The organism is Polynucleobacter sp. AP-RePozz3-80-G7 (assembly GCF_018882145.1).
Classification (GTDB): domain Bacteria; phylum Pseudomonadota; class Gammaproteobacteria; order Burkholderiales; family Burkholderiaceae; genus Polynucleobacter.
The window spans coordinates 314,688-330,181 of sequence record NZ_JACVPC010000001.1 but is presented as its reverse complement, the minus strand read 5'-3'; the positions used below and the strand labels follow the sequence as shown (position 1 = coordinate 330,181).

Below are 15,494 nucleotides of genomic sequence, written 5' to 3'. Positions count from 1 at the left end.
TTATTTAGATGTCGCACCAATATGAATTCTATATATGGGGACAGAGTCGAAATACTCAATACCCTATTGGAAATATAGGGAAAGCATTAATCAACTAAGTGATTGAATTTAAAGAGTGAATTTTTCTAGGGCGCCCACGATGGCGAATTAATGCAAGCTCCGGAGTATCTTTAAAGAGCTTTTTGGCATAAATATCACTGACCCAAGGCTTGGATCGCAATAGAGATTCTGTGATTTGGCGGTCTTCCCAGTGAGGCGCACCCTCTTTTACAAAGTTTGACCAGCTCATCTGCCTCTCAAAAGGGGTGTTACCCAACTTCCAAAAATGCTGATGGTCTACCAACCAAGGCTCTGCATTGCCACCAATGTGGGTTGCAAAACTCGTCCATGTAGAGCTTTGGGGATTGGATTCATATCCAGCCCTGACCGGGTTGAGCTCTATATAACGCTGGCAGCGTAAAAAATAATCCGGGTCAATCAAAGATGAGCGATATCGCCCCTCCCAAATGGTTCCCGAGCGGCGATGCTGTTGATTGAAATATTGGGCATAACGGCGACCAAGAGACTGCATTGTTTTCGCAAGCGAATCTTCGCTTTGGGGAGTCATGAGCAAATGCACATGGTTAGGCATTAAAGCAAACGCATGCACGGCACAACCAAACTGCCTAGCAGCTTCACGCAGCCACTCTAAATAAGTGCGCCGATCTTCATCGGCAAAGAAAATATTTTCACGATTATTGCCGCGGACCATCACATGCATTGCTTGGCCTGGTATTACTGTGCGCGCTTGCCGTGCCATGTTGAAAACGAACTATTGCAGTTCGCGCACACCGCCATTGGTAGCAAAGTCCGGGATAAACCAGTCGCCATCAACTTGCGTTACGCCGCTTGGCACTTCGCGAGAGATCTGAGGGCTATCCTTTAATGCAGTCGCCATATAAGAAATCCACATTGGCAAAGCAAGTCCGCCACCAGTCTCTCGATCGCCCAAACTCGCAGGCTTATCAAAGCCAATCCATGCAATCGCAACTACTTTAGGGTTATAGCCAGCAAACCAGGCATCATGCGAATCATTCGTTGTGCCTGTTTTACCTGCAATGTCGCTTCGTCCCAACTTACCACGCGCTGAGGCTGCGGTACCCGTCTTGGTTACTTCTTGCAGCATGCTATCCATTACAAATGCAGTGCGCGCATCTAATACACGAGGCGCATCTTCACCCGCATGCGTAGGCTTTGCTTCGAACATGACGGTGCCTTTAGAGTCCACCATCTTGTCAATCAAGAATGGATCCACACGATAGCCCCCATTGGCAAATACACTATAAGCAGAGGCCATCTGCAACGGGGTTACAGAACCCGCGCCCAAAGCCATTGTTAAGTAAGGGGGGTGCTTTTCTGGCTCAAAGCCAAAACGCTGAATATATTCTTGCGCATAAGAAGGGCCGATGGCGCGAATAATGCGAACCGACACTAAGTTCTTTGATTTTGCCAAGGCATTGCGCAGGCGCATCATGCCATCATATTTGCCATCGTAGTTTTTTGGCTCCCAAGCCTGACTGCCAGTCTCCATGCCACCAATAGATAAAGGTGCATCGTTCACCATCGTACTTGGGGTAAAGCCTTTTTCAATGGCGGCGGCATAGATAAATGGTTTAAATGAGGAACCAGGCTGACGTAAAGCTTGCGTCACGTGATTAAATTGGTTACGACGGAAATCAAAGCCGCCCACTAAAGATAGAATTGCGCCGGTCTCTGCATTCATGGACACAAAGGCAGCCTCAACTTGTGGCAGCTGGGCCAATTTCCAAACCCCTCCATCTGAAAGAAGTCGCACTATAGCGCCAGGGCGCAAGCGTTTTTTGGGCTGAGTGCTATCAGTAATAGAAGCAGCCGCCAATTTCATACCCTCACCTTTAATAGTGATGGTGTCACCAGTCGAAATCATGACTTGCATTTCTTTCGGTTTAACGTCGAGCACAATCCCAGACTGCAAATCATCCAACTGCGGATAAGCAAGTAATGCCTCGTCAATCGCGCGCTGGCGCTTCACAGAGTCTTCGGGAAGATCGATAAAACCCTCTGGGCCACGATAAGCATGCCGTAAATCGTATTCAAAAATTCCACGTCGGACTGCTTTATAAGCGGCATCTTGATCGGCTTTTAAGATAGTCGTGTAGACGTCGATCCCTTGTGAATAGATTGCCTCTCCATACTGCGTGAAGAGTAATTGACGAACCATTTCAGCGGGGAAGTCAGCACGAACCGCAAACTCATTACCCAAGCCGCGAATATGTAATTCTTCAATCATCGCTTTTTGGTATTCCTCTGGTGTGATGTAACCCAGATCGCGCATGCGCTGAAGAATGTACTCTTGACGAATCTTGGCACGGCGGTAGTTGGTCACTGGGTTATAAGCCGAAGGCGCCTTAGGCAGGCCAGCCAGCATTGCGGCTTGAGCAATGCTAATGTCCTTCAATTCAATACCAAAGTAAATTTGCGCTGCGCTTGAGAAACCAAAAGCTCTTTGACCCAAGAAAATTTGGTTCATATAGATTTCTAAAATCTTGTCTTTAGTCAGTTGAGATTCAATCTCCCATGCCAAAAGAATTTCGTAAATCTTGCGGCTAAATGTCTTCTCGTTACTTAAGAAGAAATTTCTTGCCACCTGCATTGTGATGGTCGAGGCGCCCTGAGCTAAATGTCCGCGGAGATTGGCAACCCCCGCTCTAAGAACCCCAACGTAGTCAACCCCGCCATGGGAATAGAAACGATCGTCCTCTGTAGCAATAACGGCGTTTCGCATTGCCATCGGAATTTCATTTAGCGGGATGACTTTACGACGCTCTTCACCAAACTCACCAATCAATACCTTATCTGCGGTGTAAATCCGCAGAGGTGTTTTTGGGTTGTAATCAGTTAAAGCGGAAATTTTTGGCAAATTCGGCTTGGCAATTAAAAAAGCATAGCCAAGGGCCAGTGATAGGGCTATCGCGCCTACAGCGGCAACAATGAGTAAAGCCTTTATTAAAGGACTGCCTGATGAATTCCTTGGCAAGCCAGGCTCTACTCGTGAATTCCGAGGACGTCTATCGGATGGACGAATGGGACGCTGATTCAGCGGCGGCTTGTCTTTTGGAGGTAAGGCCATATGTCCAAATTATAGGGCGCTTAGACAATTCCCCTAAAACCTCCAAAATTCTTGTTTTGCTTATAGATAAGATCTGATTTCTGACGGTGGGTTCAATCTAGGCTGATGGATTTTCGGCACCCAAAACAGAAGAATATGGGTATGCCAGCACGCCATATTTCCAGCCAATCTTTTGATGAAATTCTGAGTGATCTCGGCGATGACCCAGCCATCCCCGACCCCCATGGAATACGCAAGCCCCCTCCCCATCAAAGCACACCGCATAGAGCTCCAAACCAAGGCAGAAGTAATCCCTTTACGGAGTCCTTAAATCCTATTCAGATCCGCAATTCACTACAAGGAATTGCGCTTCCAATCGCCTTGATTGGCGTCTTGCTGGCAGCAGCTATTGCATTTTTTGTGGCCTACACCTCACTGAATAAGCAATCCCAAGATGCCTTGGAGAGACCCCAACAACAGCTTTTGGAATTGAAAAAAGAGATGCTATTAATGCGTGATCAAATTAACAATGATCAAGATGAGCTATATCTAGCAATATATGAAATAGAAGTAAGTATTGACTTATTAAAGGAAAGAAAGCCTGAAACAAGGACTCTGAACAGGCCGCAAGCACCAACCCATGAGTCCGAGCTACGCCGCTGGCAGTACCTTGGCACATCCCAAATGGGCAACACCCAGCAAGCCTATTTTCATACAGGGAAAAGCCATCTTGTCTTTGAGAGGGGGGCGCAGGTTTTAGGGGAATGGCACCTAAGCTCTATCGAAAAAGGACTTGTGACCCTGACCCATGCCCAGGGCAAATCTCTGGTTCTGAAGGCTTCAAAAAGCGAATGAAGCTCAGCCTAAATAACCCCCAGAAATACTTCAAACTGCTCACCTCTTGGTTAGCTGTATTGATGCTTTTATCCAGCAATACAGCAATGGGTAATGCGCCCTCACAAAATCATTTCCTGATCCCTATTAGCCTGCAATTTACCGATATTGAATTAACTGAACTTTTAGAAACTATGGCGAAATTGGGTAATACCAATTTTTTATTAAGCGAATCCATTAAAGGGAAGATCTCGATAGACCTTAGAAATACCCCTTGGCAAACAGCCCTTCACTCTATTCTGGCGAGCCGCGGTTTACGACTGGTGCGCAACGGAGAAATCTACTGGATTGGGCCTCACGCAGAAATCCAAGCCTTTCAGAAATTCCGGCGTGAAGACGCCGCCCTTCCGTTTGGTGGAGACCACATGAATAGTCCCAGGCAAATCCTCATAGAAGCCCGAATAGTTGAGGCTGATGAACGCTTTGCCCGTGAGCTAGGGGTTAAGCTGGGATATCAAGCTAATGGTATCGGAGATAAAACAGATCAAAAATTGATTGGCAGCATGGATCTGGGTGGCGCTGGTTTGAGTGGTTTTAATCCAGCAACTATAGCCGCAACCTTAGTCTCCAGAAATGGGAGCCGCATTCTGCAGGCAGAACTTTCTGCGCTTGAGTCTGAAGGTCAGGGAAAGATTCTTTCTAACCCACGCATCATGACTGGCGACCAAGTGAAGGCAACCATTGAGCAAGGTACAGAACTACCCTACCAAACCTCGAATCAAAATGGCAGTAAATTGCAATTTAGAAAGGCAAACCTTCGCCTAGAGGTTTTGCCAAAAATCCATCCAGATGGAAAGATATCAATGCTAGTGGGCATTAATAAGGACACGGTAGGCATGAAAACAGAACAGGGATATGCCATTGACACCAAAAGCCTGAGTTCAGAGGTCACCGTTGAAAATGGCGGGACAGCCATCATTGGTGGCATTTTCCAAACCACTGAACGGGAAGACGAAGTCAAAATCCCGCTCTTAGGCGATATACCCCTCATTGGTCATTTTTTTCGCCATAAATCCAAATTACAAGATAAAACAGAGCTACTTGTCTTTTTAACTCCGACTGTTCTCGACAAACCCTAATAAAATCGGAGGGTGAACTCCTCGACAAACAATATCTTTCTAATCGGCCTCATGGGCGCTGGGAAGTCGACCGTTGGTAAGGTCTTGGCCAAAAAATTAGGGCGCCGCTTTCTAGATGCCGACCATGTGATTGAAGAGCGCTGTGGCGTAAAAATCCCCGTCATTTTTGAAATGGAAGGCGAAGAAGGATTTCGCAAAAGAGAAGCTCAAGCCATCCGTGAAATCACTGCCGAGCAAGATATTATTTTGGCAACCGGCGGTGGCGCTGTTCTCTCACCAGAAAATCGGCAGGCATTAAGTGAGGGTGGCACCGTGATTTATCTTCACGCAAACCCAATTGAACTTTGGCATCGCACCAAAGGTGGCGAGGGTCGCCCCTTATTAAAAAATGGGGATGCCAAAAAGATTTTAGAAAACTTATATGCCGTTCGCGATCCTCTGTATCGTGAAATCGCTGACCATGTGATTGAGACTGGCAAGCCTAGCGTTAATCAGCTGGTCAATACCTTAATCATGCAGCTTGAACTTTCCGCTTAAATATATTGGCACTATGATGAAAACACTTGAAGTTGATCTTGGCAATCGCAGTTACCCGATTTATATTGGCAAAGATCTGATTGATCAAGCAAGCTTATTTAAGGCCTGTGAAAAAGCAACCTCTATTTACATTGTTAGTAACACTACGGTTGCCCCGCTCTATGCTGAGCGCCTAACTAAGACGCTGAGCACCTTTGGGAAGCCTGTTAGGACAATTGTTCTACCTGATGGCGAGTCATACAAAGACTGGAAAAATCTTCAGTTGATTTTTGATGATCTTTTAAAGTTTGGCGCTGATCGCCACACCATGTTGGTTGCCCTGGGTGGTGGCGTTATAGGCGATATGACTGGATTTGCTGCGGCTAGCTTTATGCGCGGCATTCGCTTTATCCAAGTACCCACTACCTTGCTTGCACAGGTAGACTCTTCCGTTGGCGGTAAAACGGGCATCAATCATCCGCTAGGTAAAAATATGATTGGCGCCTTTCATCAGCCGGCCGCTGTGATTGCCGATCTCAATACCTTAAAGACTCTACCCCCGAGAGAGCTATCTGCTGGGCTTGCTGAAGTTGTGAAGCATGGCGCTATTGCAGATGCCGAGTTCTTAAATTGGATTGAATCTAATGCCTCACCGCTGCTAGCCTGCGACACAGAAGCAATGGGTCATGCCGTCTTACGTTCCTGTGAAATTAAATCTGCAGTAGTTTCCGCAGATGAAAGAGAGGGCGGTATTCGTGCAACCCTCAATTTTGGTCATACCTTTGGTCACGCAATTGAAGCGGGTATGGGCTACGGCGAATGGCTACATGGTGAAGCAGTCGGATGTGGCATGGTGATGGGTGCGGATCTGTCACGTCGACTCAACTACATTAGCGACGCAGATTTCCAGCGTCTCACCAAAATCATCCAATCTATGAATTTACCAACTACGCCGCCAAAGTTTGGTGTAGGGCGTTATATGGAACTTATGCAGGTTGATAAAAAAACCGAGGGCGGTCAAATCCGTTATGTTGTTTTAGAAAAGATTGGTAAAGCCCAGATTAAAAGCGTAGCTGATGCCCAAGTGATTGAAACTTTAAGTGCTACTGGCGCAGCTTAAATCAAGCTCATATTAACTGCTTGACCAGCCTGAGCGCTCGTAAACCCAGTCAAATCGCTTAACAGCTCTTTTCCTGTTTTGGTATCAAGCCACAAAGGTTGTGCCATAGTGCCAGCCCAGCGATAGTGATATCCACCCGATTTGGCAGCGACCCAAATCTCATGCAAAGGTGGTTGAGTATTAATCACAATGACACTTTTATCCTTAAAACGAATATTAATAACGTTCCCACCTTGGCGCTCAATATCCAAGTCGAGATCTAATGCTTCATCAGCAGTCTCCAACGCCACCTCTATGGAATGCAATAAATTGCTTCCCAGCTGGTAAAACTGCTTGTCATCGATGGTTTCTACGCCTGGATCGTTTGGATTCATACCGGAGTCCTGCATGCTATATTCAATCATTCGTTTTAGAGACATTCATGATAGCGATTCTTAATAGAACCCTCTGCCTTAGCCTTCTAATATCCCTTGTTGGGTGTGGGGTAAGAGGACCGCTATTTATGCCAAATGTGCCACCAGTTCCGTCAGCTCCTACAGAGCCGGAACCTAAAGGCAAGCTATACCCACCTCAAACCCCTGCTAGCCCAAGCAATTCTTCATCGGCCAAGTAATGAAAAGCAAAGCAATCCCCCTTCCTAAGTTATCCGGGTTTACTGAACGCGATGGCAACTGGAATGCCGAAGAAATTCCACTCGCAGACTTAGCAAAAGAATTTGGTACGCCGCTGTACATCTACAGCAAAAAAGCATTGACTGAAGCTTACCAAGCCTACGACAAGGCATGCGTTGATAGCAATGGCAAACGTCGTGCCCGCGTGCACTATGCCATGAAGGCAAACAGCAATTTAGCGGTGATTGATTGCTTTAAAAAACTGGGTGCTGGATTTGATTTAGTGAGTGGCGGTGAGTTAGCTCGTGCATTAGCAATTGACGCAGATCCAAAGAGCCTAGTATTTGCAGGTGTAGGTAAATCTGCTGCTGAAATCACTACAGCCCTCAAAGCTGGCGTCAAATGTATTAATGTTGAATCGATTGCTGAACTGCATAAGATTAATCGCGTAGCCACTGAACTCAATTGCCGCGCCCCGATTTCCTTACGCGTTAATCCTGATGTAGATGCGCAAACCCATCCTTATATTTCCACTGGGCTTAAGGGCAATAAATTTGGCATCGCATATCACGAGGTTTTAAAAACCTATCGTGAAGCATCGCAACTTTCTCAAATAGATGTAGTTGGAATTGATTGTCACATTGGCTCTCAAATCACGACCACCGCCCCTTACTTAGATGCGTTAGATAAAGTGTTAGATCTTGTCGTGCAACTGAAAAAAGAGGGTATTGTGATTCACCATCTTGATCTCGGTGGTGGTCTTGGTATTTCTTATAGTGATGAAACCCCGCCAGACATTACTGAATTTACGAACACCTTATTGAATCGAGTGGCTGAGCGTGGTTTTGGTCACCTTGACGTTGTGCTTGAGCCAGGCAGGTCATTAGTAGGCAATGCTGGCGTGCTACTAACAACTGTAGAGTATTTAAAGCCCGGTGCTGAGAAGAACTTCTGCATTGTTGATGCTGCAATGACTGAACTGATGCGACCTGCCCTATATGAAGCACATCATGGAATAGTGCCCGTACAAAAGAAGGCAGCAAAAGCATTGACCTATGACATCGTTGGTCCTGTTTGCGAATCTGGCGACTGGCTGGGAAGGGATCGTCATCTTGCGGTAGAGGAAGGCGATCTTCTAGCCATTCTGTCTGCTGGCGCTTATGGTTTTGTAATGGCATCCAACTACAACACGCGCCCTAAACCTGCGGAGATTATGGTTGATGGAAAAAATGCTTACGTTATTCGCACTCGCGAAAAAACTACTGACTTGTTTTCTTCTGAAACAGTTTTACCAAGTTAACAATCAGTAATTGGAGCACATTTAAACACTTTGCAAAAGTTTTAGTCAATAAAAAACCCCGCTGAAGTAGCGGGGTTTTGTTTTAAGGCTTTAGCTAATTAATGCAAGCCTGCGATGTAATCAGCTACCGCTTTCATTTCTTTATCCGAAAGCTTTGAAGCAATCGTTGTCATTTGACTACTGTTGGTGCGCACGCCTTCACGGAACGCTAGCAACTGGGCATTATTGTATTCAGCCCATTGACCGCCAAGGAGTGGGTACTGAGCAGGAATACCAGCGCCTGTTGGGCTGTGGCAGGCAGCACAAGCTGGAACGCCTTTTGCTGCAATACCACCACGATAAATACTTTGGCCTAATGCGATTGTTTCTTTATCTTGAGCAACACCCTGGGAGATAGGCTGCTTAGATAAAAAAGCTGAAATATTTTGCATGTCTTCTTGAGTCAAAGTGGCGGCCATACCCATCATGATTGGATTTGCGCGAGTGCCTTCTTTAAAGTTTTTCAACTGCTTTGTAAGGTATGCAGCATGCTGTGCGGAAAGCTTTGGCCATGTACCAATCGCACTTTGACCTTTAGGGCCATGGCAAGTGATACAGGCGGTTACGCCACGAGTTGCATCACCATTTGAATACAGTGCTTCACCCGCGGCTGGATCAACCTTAGGTTTACCTGGAACTTCTGCTTTAGCTTCTGGAGCGGCTGCCATAGGAGCAGCATCGGCAGCAAAAACTGCACCAGATACGCCGATCAGAGCGAAAATGGAGAGAACCGCAAAACCAGCCCGTAAGCCAGTTAATTTGGAGATTTGAGAGGTTTGACGCATTATGTTTACCTTGGCAAAAATTCCTAAAAGTGTTTGGGCCCTGCATTTACAACTTTTTACCCAACACCATGAGATATTTCATGATTTTGCGTGATTTTACAATAGCTTCTGGACATGTCTAAACTCTTTCAAGCCCGATTCGCCACTACAGTCAATGATACCCATTGTCTACCTGCCACCCCGCTGAGAGAGGTGGCCTTTGCTGGCCGCTCAAATGCAGGCAAATCTAGCGCCCTTAACATCCTTTGCAACCAAAAAAGGCTAGCTTTTGCCAGTAAAACGCCTGGACGCACCCAACATATTAACTATTTCGGTGTTTTTGCAAAAGATGACCTGCTAGCTTATTTGGTTGACTTGCCAGGCTACGGCTATGCAGCAGTCAATCACGAGACCAAATACCACTGGAATGCCCTCCTAAGCGACTATTTACAGGAGCGAGAGCAGTTGGTAGGCATGATCCTGATCGTGGACTCAAGGCGCGGTATCACCGAGCTAGACGAGCAAATGATTCAGTGGTTTGTACCCACTGGCAAACCTATTCACGTTTTACTCAGCAAATGCGACAAACTAAACAAAAGTGAGTGCAAGCATGTGCTGGAGGCGGTACGCCAGCAATTACAACAATATGACCCAGCCCTACCGGATGGAACGGGTGACTCTAAGCAACTTACGGCACAATTATTTTCAAGCACCAAACGGATTGGCCTAGAAGAGGCAGATAATTTAATTATTAAATGGCTATTTGAAGCAGAAACTCATGAAGATGAAATCACCAGCTAACTCATTGCTTAGTTTTCCAGAACACCGTCCTCGCCGCATGCGTCGTGATGATTGGTCACGTCGCCTCATGCAAGAGCACAATGTTTCGGCAAATGATTTAATCTACCCCGTCTTTCTACTTGAAGGTCAAGGCAAATCCGAAGCAGTTGCCTCTATGCCTGGTGTTAACCGCTTTTCATTAGACCTGCTCATGCCAATTGCACAAGAATGTGTGGATTTAGGCATTCCAGTTCTTGCGCTTTTTCCAGTAATCGATAGCGGATTAAAAACACCTGATGGTGAGGAAGCCTTTAATTCAAAAGGACTCATCCCTACGGCTGTTCGTGAACTCAAAAAACGTTTCCCCAATTTAGGCATCATGACTGATGTAGCGCTTGATCCATATACAAGCCATGGTCAAGATGGCGTACTCGATGAGCAAGGTCGTATTCTGAATGATGAAACGACTGCCATCTTGGTTCAGCAAGCGATCACACAAGCAGAAGCTGGTGTTGATATTGTTGCACCATCAGACATGATGGATGGGCGCATCGGAAAAATTCGTGAAGCGCTCGAGCAAAAGAATTTAATTCACACCCGAATCATGGCTTACTCAGCTAAATATGCCTCTGCCTTTTATGGCCCCTTTAGAGATGCAGTTGGTTCTGCAAAAAACCTAGGTAAGGCCGATAAAAAAACATATCAAATGGATTGCGCCAATAGCGACGAGGCTTTGCGGGAGGTTGCTCTTGATATCAGCGAAGGTGCAGATATGGTCATGGTGAAGCCCGGTATGCCTTATTTGGATATTGTGCGTCGCGTCCGTGAAGAGTTTGACTACCCGACTTATGCCTATCAAGTAAGCGGTGAATATGCCATGCTCAAAACTGCCGCACAAAATGGCTGGCTAGATCACGATGCTGTGATGATGGAATCGCTGCTCGCCTTTAAACGCGCAGGTGCTGATGGTGTTTTGACTTACTTTGCACTCGAAGCAGCACGCCTACTTAAAAAAAACGCAGCAGGCAAATAAAAAACAAATTTGATTTTTTATTGAGTGCTTGCTGCTTGTTTTAATCGTTCTATAAAACGCTGGGGTGGCATGTAGCCAATCACACGTTGGTCTTTTAGCTCTCCTGAATTTTGATTGAAGATCAGAATTCCTGGGGGGCCAAATAAACCGAAGCGCTTAAGTAATACCTGGTTCTCAGGGCTATTTGCAGTAACGTCAGCTTGTACTAAGACAAACTGTTTTAGCTCTTTACTTACCTCTGGATTTGTAAAGGTATTTACTTCCATCTCCTTACAGCTAATACACCAGTCCGCATAAAAATCTAGGAGGACCACTTTCTTTTCTTCCTTGGCTTTGCTTAGTTGCGTATCTAACTCTGCAGGCGAATGAATCACTACAAAAGATAAATCACCAACCTCATGAATGCTCTGGCCGTTCACTAATTTTGTAGCTCCTGCAACATCATTTTTCTGGAGCAATGGCGAGGCAATCCATGCTGCCGTGGCGACCAGAAGAACTCCCAAGGTACGCTGTAAATAAACCATCCAAATACCCGTGGATGGAATCAGAATGCGGGCCTCAATCGCAATAAAGAATAGTGGTAGCCCCATTCCTAGGGCCATTACAAAAAGGAGTCCTGCGCCTAGACTCATAGAGCCGGTTTGCGCAATAAAGGCTAAAACGCCTGCCAGGGGCGCTGTAATACAGGGGCTGGCTACTAAAGTAGAAATACCCCCCAAAGCAAAAGCACCAAATACATTGCCGCCCTTTTGGCGCCCTGCCAACCGATCTACATGGTGATGCCATGATTGCGGCAACCGTAGGTCATACAAACCAAACAAACTGCCTGAAAGGGCCAAAAGTAGTAGGGCAAAAGCAGCTAATGCAAAGGGGCTCTGCAATGCACGCTGTACGCTCCCACCAAGGGCCGCCATAAGCACACCTGCCAAGGCGTATACCAACGCCATACCCAAGACATAGGCTAGCGCTAAGATACTGGCACGCCCCTTGGTTACAGCCTTACCGTCTTGAGTACCAAAGATAACGCTCGACAAAATAGGCAACATGGGAAGGACGCAGGGTGTAAAAGCGAGCGCAAGCCCCAATACAAAGAAAGCTAGAAATAAATAAGCAGTTGAAGTGCTTTCTAAAAAGCGACCAATAGCATTGACGTCATCACGCTCACGCCATAAATCGGCCAAGCCGAATTCGCCGCCAACCTGGGAGCTAGATAAAGGCATGCCATCTAAAGCATCTGGAATCGGAGCTACTTTAACCCCAGGACCGGCGAGTAAAAATTTCAGGGTCATAGGTGGATAGCAAATGCCTGCCTCGGCGCAACCTTGCAGTGTTACAGCTGCATGGATCGGCTTGCCATCGGCAGGCTTTACATCTAAAAGTACTAGGAAGGGTTCTTTATAAACTTGCAGTTTTTTCTGAAAAGTTTCATCAAACTTCACCACGCCTGATGGCAATGAAGGCCCTATATTGCTTAGCTTCTCGGCCTGCGTGCCCGCTTGGAACTTTAAAGATTCTTGGTAGATGTAATAGCCTTTAGCAGGCAAAAATTCCAGCTCCACTTGATTGGAATTTTCTAACCAAGAAGCCTCCACTCGGAACGCTTTCTCTGGGGGCAAGAAATCCGGCGCAGCAAAAACTTGCGCGGACAGGAATAAAAATAGGGCAAAGATCCTTGCTACAAAGGAATACATTCTCATGACTTCGAATTTACCTCAGACTGTACCCACTTGCCGTATTGCTTTTCATATTGCTCAGGGGAAAAGGCCAATATTTCCGGCAGGTCATAAGGATGCTGTTCTTGAATAAAGCTGGAAATTTCCAGCCATTTACTTGCGATAGTTTTCGCAGAAAGCAATACTTCATGCTCCTCGCAAACTTTACCCTTCCAGCGATAAATTGATTGAATACCCTCCGTAAGCTGCACACAAGCGGCGAAATTTCTCTCCACCAAGGCTCTTGCCAAGGCTGTGGCAACCTCTAAATTAGGAAGGCTCGTTAGCACCACCAAAAGCTTGCTGGAATTGGCTAGGGAGTTTTCAGACATTCTGTATTTATAACCTGATAAATGAAAAAAGCCAGACCGAAGCCTGGCTTTTTACCGTAACACCGAGACTTAAGCCTCTTCAGTTACTGCTGTTTCTTCAACTTCTGGGCGATCTACTAACTCAACCAAGGCCATTGGCGCATTGTCGCCATGACGGAAGCCAAACTTCAAAATACGAAGATAGCCACCTGGACGTGTTGCGTAACGTGGACCCAGCTCTGTAAAGAGTTTGGCTACGATATCGCGATCACGTGTGCGATTGAATGCTAAGCGACGGTTTGCTAAGTTGTCTTTTTTACCTAAGGTAATCAAGGGCTCAACAACCATGCGCAATTCTTTTGCTTTTGGCAAAGTCGTTTTAATGACCTCGTGCTCCAAAAGTGAATTGGACATGTTGCGCAGCATCGCCAAGCGATGTGATGATGTTCTGTTTAGTTTGCGTAAGCCGTTTCCGTGACGCATGATGCTTCCTTTCTAATTATTTCTCGAGGTTAGCTGGAGGCCAGCTTTCGAGTTTCATGCCAAGACTTAAGCCACGAGCAGCCAATACATCTTTGATTTCATTCAAAGATTTGCGACCCAGATTAGGCGTCTTCAACAATTCATTCTCAGTACGTTGAATCAAGTCACCGATGTAGTAAATGTTCTCAGCCTTCAAGCAGTTTGCAGAGCGAACTGTCAGCTCGAGATCATCAACCGGACGCATCAACATTGGATCAACCATTGATGAGCGGCTTGGTGCTAAATCACCAGAAACTTCGCTGCTCTCAAGAGCCGCGAATACAACTAATTGGTCAACCAAGATGCTAGCTGCTTGACGAATTGCTTCTTCAGGAGACAACACACCGTTTGTTTCAATCGTCATTACTAAACGATCGAGGTCGGTACGTTGCTCAACACGAGCAGACTCAACAGCATAGCTAACACGGCTTACTGGGCTGAATGAGGCATCCAGCACAATACGACCAATGATCTTAGTAGCTTCGTCGCTGTACTGACGAACGTTACCAGGTACATAACCACGGCCTTTTTCAACCTTGATCTGCATGTCTAACTTACCACCAGCTGACAAGTGAGCGATCACATGATCAGGGTTCATGATTTCTACATCATGTGGCAAATCGATATCTTTTGCCGTAACAACCCCTGGGCCTTCCTTGCGCAAATTGATAGTAACTTCATCACGTGACTGCAACTTAAATACGATACCTTTGAGGTTCAACAAGAGGTTTACTACATCCTCTTGAACTCCATCCAAAGTGGAGTACTCATGAACAACGCCTGCAATAGCTACTTCAGTTGGCGCATAACCAACCATCGAGGACAAGAGTACGCGACGTAATGCATTTCCGAGTGTGTGGCCATAGCCACGCTCGAACGGCTCCATAACAACCTTAGCTTGGTTGGCGGTAAGCGCTTCAACAGAAATAATCTTTGGCTTGAGCAAATTTGTTTGCATATTTTTTCCTTGAGAGTGCCTAATTAGCGTGAATACAATTCGACGATCAAACTTTCATTAATTTCACCGCTAATATCTTCACGGTCAGGCACTTGCTTAAATGTTCCCTCGAGCTTAGCTGCGTCAACTGAAACCCAAGTAACAGCTGCCATTTGTCCGACTAAATTGAGTGATTCTGTAATACGCGTTTGCTTCTTCGCTTTTTCACGAATCGCAACTACATCACCAGGCTTAACCTGAATTGATGGAATATTGACAGGGCTACCATTGAGCAAAATTGCACAGTGAGAAACCAACTGACGTGCTTCAGCGCGTGTTGAACCAAAACCCATGCGATACACCACATTGTCTAAACGTGACTCAAGCAACTGGAGCAATGTTTCGCCAGTGTTGCCCTTGCGACGCTCAGCTTCTGCGAAGTAACGACGGAATTGACGCTCTAATACGCCATAGATACGCTTAACCTTTTGCTTTTCACGCAATTGATTACCGTAATCAGATGTTCTTGAGCCAGATGTACGGCCATGTTGACCAGGCTTAGTATCTAACTTGCACTTGTCTGACAGGGCGCGACGAGCGCTCTTTAAAAATAAGTCGGTACCTTCCCGACGTGCTAATTTGGCCTTAGGCCCTAAGTAACGTGCCACGATGCTTTCCTTTCTTTGCCGCAGCCTTACGACCGACGGTGAGTTCGCCCTTTAAATCAGGCGAACAGTGGGCTTTAATAA

At 46.2% G+C, this 15,494-nt stretch carries 17 protein-coding genes; 8 read left to right on the top strand and 9 right to left on the bottom strand.

Annotated elements, in window-relative coordinates; genetic code table 11:
- Positions 1–94: 94 nt before the first annotated feature.
- Complete coding sequence (locus ICE90_RS01840) at positions 95–799, bottom strand: transposase (protein ID WP_215321291.1); 705 nt, start codon at positions 797–799, stop codon at positions 95–97.
- A gap of 12 nt (positions 800–811) precedes the next feature.
- On the bottom strand, positions 812–3,148 hold the full coding sequence (locus tag ICE90_RS01835; RefSeq protein WP_216190691.1) for a penicillin-binding protein 1A: 2,337 nt from the start codon (positions 3,146–3,148) through the stop codon (positions 812–814).
- A 105-nt stretch (positions 3,149–3,253) separates the two neighbouring features.
- On the opposite strand from ICE90_RS01835, the gene ICE90_RS01830 reads away from it, so the two are divergent.
- The 4 genes from ICE90_RS01830 to aroB are packed head-to-tail and all read left to right on the top strand — an operon-like array spanning position 3,254 to position 6,736.
- Complete coding sequence (locus ICE90_RS01830) at positions 3,254–3,982, top strand: hypothetical protein (RefSeq protein WP_216190690.1); 729 nt, start codon at positions 3,254–3,256, stop codon at positions 3,980–3,982.
- Positions 3,979–5,100: a secretin and TonB N-terminal domain-containing protein gene (locus ICE90_RS01825; RefSeq protein WP_255533265.1), complete on the top strand. Its 1,122-nt coding sequence runs from the start codon at positions 3,979–3,981 to the stop codon at positions 5,098–5,100. Before ICE90_RS01830 ends, ICE90_RS01825 begins: the two co-directional genes overlap by 4 nt.
- A 12-nt stretch (positions 5,101–5,112) precedes the next feature.
- Positions 5,113–5,637 (top strand): shikimate kinase, encoded by a 525-nt coding sequence (locus ICE90_RS01820; RefSeq protein ID WP_215321288.1) that lies wholly within the window; start codon positions 5,113–5,115, stop codon positions 5,635–5,637.
- Between the two features lie 16 nt (positions 5,638–5,653).
- A complete protein-coding gene (gene aroB / locus ICE90_RS01815) occupies positions 5,654–6,736 on the top strand; it encodes a 3-dehydroquinate synthase (RefSeq protein ID WP_251368557.1) in 1,083 nt (360 codons plus the stop codon).
- Here the strand turns inward: aroB and cyaY are convergent.
- Complete coding sequence (gene cyaY / locus ICE90_RS01810) at positions 6,733–7,155, bottom strand: iron donor protein CyaY (protein WP_255533264.1); 423 nt, start codon at positions 7,153–7,155, stop codon at positions 6,733–6,735. The genes aroB and cyaY overlap by 4 nt on opposite strands.
- A gap of 2 nt (positions 7,156–7,157) precedes the next feature.
- Between cyaY and ICE90_RS10865 the strand changes: the two genes are divergently transcribed.
- Both ICE90_RS10865 and lysA read left to right on the top strand, forming a co-directional pair.
- Positions 7,158–7,349: a lipoprotein gene (locus tag ICE90_RS10865; RefSeq protein WP_223146583.1), complete on the top strand. Its 192-nt coding sequence runs from the start codon at positions 7,158–7,160 to the stop codon at positions 7,347–7,349.
- The gene (gene lysA / locus ICE90_RS01805) at positions 7,349–8,647 is read left to right on the top strand and encodes a diaminopimelate decarboxylase (RefSeq protein ID WP_216190689.1); all 1,299 of its coding nucleotides are present in this window, start codon (positions 7,349–7,351) and stop codon (positions 8,645–8,647) included. The genes ICE90_RS10865 and lysA overlap by 1 nt, the downstream gene beginning before the upstream one ends.
- Positions 8,648–8,745: 98 nt before the next feature.
- Here lysA and ICE90_RS01800 read toward each other — a convergent pair whose 3' ends face one another.
- Complete coding sequence (locus ICE90_RS01800; RefSeq protein WP_216190688.1) at positions 8,746–9,471, bottom strand: cytochrome c; 726 nt, start codon at positions 9,469–9,471, stop codon at positions 8,746–8,748.
- A gap of 114 nt (positions 9,472–9,585) precedes the next feature.
- On the opposite strand from ICE90_RS01800, the gene yihA reads away from it, so the two are divergent.
- Together yihA and hemB are read left to right on the top strand one after the other, a co-directional pair.
- Entirely contained in the window at positions 9,586–10,251 is a 666-nt protein-coding gene (yihA, locus tag ICE90_RS01795) for a ribosome biogenesis GTP-binding protein YihA/YsxC (RefSeq protein WP_215321284.1), read from the top strand.
- Positions 10,229–11,263, top strand: coding sequence for a porphobilinogen synthase (gene hemB / locus ICE90_RS01790; RefSeq protein WP_255533263.1), 1,035 nt, complete (start codon positions 10,229–10,231; stop codon positions 11,261–11,263). The genes yihA and hemB overlap by 23 nt, the downstream gene beginning before the upstream one ends.
- 17 nt (positions 11,264–11,280) lie before the next feature.
- On the opposite strand, the gene dsbD is transcribed toward hemB, so the two are convergent.
- The 5 genes from dsbD to rpsD all read right to left on the bottom strand — a co-directional run bounded on the left by dsbD (position 11,281) and on the right by rpsD (position 15,413).
- The gene (gene dsbD / locus ICE90_RS01785; protein ID WP_216190687.1) at positions 11,281–12,960 is read right to left on the bottom strand and encodes a protein-disulfide reductase DsbD; all 1,680 of its coding nucleotides are present in this window, start codon (positions 12,958–12,960) and stop codon (positions 11,281–11,283) included.
- Positions 12,957–13,307: a divalent-cation tolerance protein CutA gene (gene cutA, locus ICE90_RS01780; RefSeq protein WP_215321282.1), complete on the bottom strand. Its 351-nt coding sequence runs from the start codon at positions 13,305–13,307 to the stop codon at positions 12,957–12,959. Before cutA ends, dsbD begins: the two co-directional genes overlap by 4 nt.
- Positions 13,308–13,376: 69 nt before the next feature.
- Positions 13,377–13,769: a 50S ribosomal protein L17 gene (rplQ, locus tag ICE90_RS01775; protein ID WP_072582073.1), complete on the bottom strand. Its 393-nt coding sequence runs from the start codon at positions 13,767–13,769 to the stop codon at positions 13,377–13,379.
- A 16-nt stretch (positions 13,770–13,785) separates the two neighbouring features.
- The gene (gene rpoA / locus ICE90_RS01770) at positions 13,786–14,766 is read right to left on the bottom strand and encodes a DNA-directed RNA polymerase subunit alpha (protein ID WP_215321281.1); all 981 of its coding nucleotides are present in this window, start codon (positions 14,764–14,766) and stop codon (positions 13,786–13,788) included.
- 23 nt (positions 14,767–14,789) lie between these two features.
- Entirely contained in the window at positions 14,790–15,413 is a 624-nt protein-coding gene (rpsD, locus tag ICE90_RS01765) for a 30S ribosomal protein S4 (protein ID WP_215321280.1), read from the bottom strand.
- Positions 15,414–15,494 lie beyond the last annotated feature (81 nt).

Bases quoted from the DNA above. Each gene is read 5' to 3' on its own strand.
- ICE90_RS01840 (WP_215321291.1), bottom strand. From the start codon at position 799: ATGGCACGGCAAGCGCGCACAGTAATACCAGGCCAAGCAATGCATGTG.
- ICE90_RS01835 (WP_216190691.1), bottom strand. From the start codon at position 3,148: ATGGCCTTACCTCCAAAAGACAAGCCGCCGCTGAATCAGCGTCCCATT.
- ICE90_RS01830 (WP_216190690.1), top strand. From the start codon at position 3,254: ATGGATTTTCGGCACCCAAAACAGAAGAATATGGGTATGCCAGCACGC.
- ICE90_RS01825 (WP_255533265.1), top strand. From the start codon at position 3,979: ATGAAGCTCAGCCTAAATAACCCCCAGAAATACTTCAAACTGCTCACC.
- aroB (WP_251368557.1), top strand. From the start codon at position 5,654: ATGAAAACACTTGAAGTTGATCTTGGCAATCGCAGTTACCCGATTTAT.
- cyaY (WP_255533264.1), bottom strand. From the start codon at position 7,155: ATGTCTCTAAAACGAATGATTGAATATAGCATGCAGGACTCCGGTATG.
- ICE90_RS10865 (WP_223146583.1), top strand. From the start codon at position 7,158: ATGATAGCGATTCTTAATAGAACCCTCTGCCTTAGCCTTCTAATATCC.
- lysA (WP_216190689.1), top strand. From the start codon at position 7,349: ATGAAAAGCAAAGCAATCCCCCTTCCTAAGTTATCCGGGTTTACTGAA.
- ICE90_RS01800 (WP_216190688.1), bottom strand. From the start codon at position 9,471: ATGCGTCAAACCTCTCAAATCTCCAAATTAACTGGCTTACGGGCTGGT.
- yihA (WP_215321284.1), top strand. From the start codon at position 9,586: ATGTCTAAACTCTTTCAAGCCCGATTCGCCACTACAGTCAATGATACC.
- hemB (WP_255533263.1), top strand. From the start codon at position 10,229: ATGAAGATGAAATCACCAGCTAACTCATTGCTTAGTTTTCCAGAACAC.
- dsbD (WP_216190687.1), bottom strand. From the start codon at position 12,960: ATGAGAATGTATTCCTTTGTAGCAAGGATCTTTGCCCTATTTTTATTC.
- cutA (WP_215321282.1), bottom strand. From the start codon at position 13,307: ATGTCTGAAAACTCCCTAGCCAATTCCAGCAAGCTTTTGGTGGTGCTA.
- rplQ (WP_072582073.1), bottom strand. From the start codon at position 13,769: ATGCGTCACGGAAACGGCTTACGCAAACTAAACAGAACATCATCACAT.
- rpoA (WP_215321281.1), bottom strand. From the start codon at position 14,766: ATGCAAACAAATTTGCTCAAGCCAAAGATTATTTCTGTTGAAGCGCTT.